Origin of the sequence: Vibrio sp. VP6 (assembly GCF_028823755.1) — a bacterium.
Lineage (GTDB): Bacteria > Pseudomonadota > Gammaproteobacteria > Enterobacterales > Vibrionaceae > Vibrio > Vibrio parahaemolyticus.
Genome location: NZ_JAPEID010000119.1, coordinates 1 through 2,117 on the forward strand (window position 1 = coordinate 1; position 2,117 = coordinate 2,117).

The 2,117-nt window shown below is 41.9% G+C and carries 2 protein-coding genes; both read right to left on the reverse strand.

Going from position 1 to position 2,117, the window contains the following annotated elements:
• Positions 1-1,126: 1,126 nt before the first annotated feature.
• Positions 1,127-1,327, reverse strand: a complete 201-nt coding sequence (locus OU793_RS24260) for a hypothetical protein (protein ID WP_086370937.1) — start codon at positions 1,325-1,327, stop codon at positions 1,127-1,129.
• 16 nt (positions 1,328-1,343) lie between these two features.
• Positions 1,344-1,928 (reverse strand): DUF2913 family protein, encoded by a 585-nt coding sequence (locus tag OU793_RS24265; protein ID WP_023625126.1) that lies wholly within the window; start codon positions 1,926-1,928, stop codon positions 1,344-1,346.
• Between the last annotated feature and the right edge of the window lie 189 nt (positions 1,929-2,117).

The following is a 2,117-nucleotide window of genomic DNA, read 5'->3' on the forward strand; positions in this document are numbered from 1 at the left end:
TTTGTACTTCCTGAACTTCTCAGAGGCTACGGACTTTGATGCTCATACATAAGGAAGTTGAGGAAACTAGGTATAAGTATGACCAATAGCTCAATCGTCCGTAGAACGGTTGTGTGTAGAGGGCGTGATGCCCACCGAAAGCCGAAACTCGTAGGAGTATGGGCTGATGATCGCTGTAACGGTGTTACTGATTATTGGAGAAGATCCCTACGAGCTGTTTCCGCCCTTTAATAACAAAAAGCCCGTCACGAGGACGGGCTAAAAACTTTCGTTTTATTGTGGATCGCAATTAAGCGAACAGTTGAGCTAGCGCTTCTAGAATTCGTGCAATTAACTCTAGAATGATGATCAATCTATTCATCTCGCGGCCTCCTTAAATAAGGGGACTACGGTTCCATCAAAGCCACTCAACCAACCTATCAAAAACAATTGCCGCTATATCGTTTTGTGCAGCAAACGCAATCCAGTTACTAGGCAGGCATTAAGCTGAGTTCAGGCTACCACACCTGAGCGCCCGTCTTAGTTAAGGCATGTTTACCATGCCCTACTCATGCGAACTTGAAAGCATTGATAGGGCATCTAGAATTGTTTGTAGTGACGATAAGCGAGACTAAGTATATCTATTTTAACTTAAATTACTACTGGTGCTAAAGTTTAGGCACAAAAAAACCGCCTTGGTAGGGCGGTTGATTGTGTCTTGCTAATTGGTAGTCAGCTAGACAAGTTTGCTGCACAAAACGATATTTTAAATATATCAGAGAAAACCAAAAATGGAAGACCAAAAATAAAAATAAATTTGGCTTGTAACTTAGCGTGAAACTGACTGAGTATTACGATAAGTGGCTAATATACAATAAAAATATAGAAAAGCCTTGAGGTGCGCAGACTATTTGATTGATGAATTACGATCCTTTATTTAGTAGGTGATTTCTTACAAATATTGAAATTTATGGCGCATTGTTGATGGCTTGCAAGAATTAATCTATGAGCAAAAACTGTTCTCTGATTTGGTGCCAGATGTGAAAAATTGGAACACAGAGTCTTTAGAAAAAGTGCGTAACCTTTTTACAGTGTGATTTGTGTAGACGCACATCATTGATAGCAATAGAGCGTCAACTTATCGTGTTTAAATATTTTTCCATGGTGCATCACCTTCTCGGTGGCTTAAACATTTTTCCATCAAATCATAAATTTCAATTTTATGAGTGATGAGTGGCGCGTTTGACATGGCGGAGCGTTTGGCCGCGCCTAAGTTTTTCATGAAGACCGTTTCTTTGAGTATTGGCTCGTCGTTTTCCGATTTATACACAATGGTGTAAGCGGGCATGGTATTTCCTATTGGTCTATGCAGTAGGGTGAACGAGAATGTGCGCTTGGTGCGTCTCTGCGTTCCACTCTTTCATTTCTGCGATAAAGTAGCCATGATGGTTGATGGCATCAATAAGTTCCGGTGCTCGTTCAAGCTGAATTAACATCGAGCATGGCGCCACTTGCTTGCTTTCGACGTCGAAGCAGTGATCAATATGCGACTCAATCATATAGAGTATGCCCGCTTCGGTTTCGGTACCTTCCTCAAATAATCGAGACTCAATACCTTCTTCATCGTAGAGATAAACCAGCAAGTTATAGAGCCTTTCCGCGCCAGCTAGCTTCGCTTTACTCGCTTGTCCGTTCAATTCGTGCAGCTTCATTTCCAAATTACCACCTTTCTTTCTACCCACGTTTAACATCAGTTTAATGTCCTTCTTTATGTTCGATAAGGACTTGTCGGCCACTTTGGGTTTGAGGTACTTCACCAATATTTCATTGCGCGTGGCCGTAGGGACGTGACGACTGGTTGTCGACACTTTACAGAGTAAGTGCAGTAAGGCGTTTGTTACTAAGTCGTGCAAATTTTGGTAATAGTCGAAGTCGCGTTTTATTTGCATTCCGTGTCCATCATTGGTGAATGTTAGCCTCTGTTATATGGGGGTGTTGAGCGTTTTTTCAACATTCAATCTCCGTTGCTGTATCACGAAAGTATGTTGGGGGTTGTTGGGGAGCTAGTGTTAGAACCTAAAACATACTTATTTGATACAGTGGCAAATTGATAGTGACTTGGGCGTAACCGCAAGCGG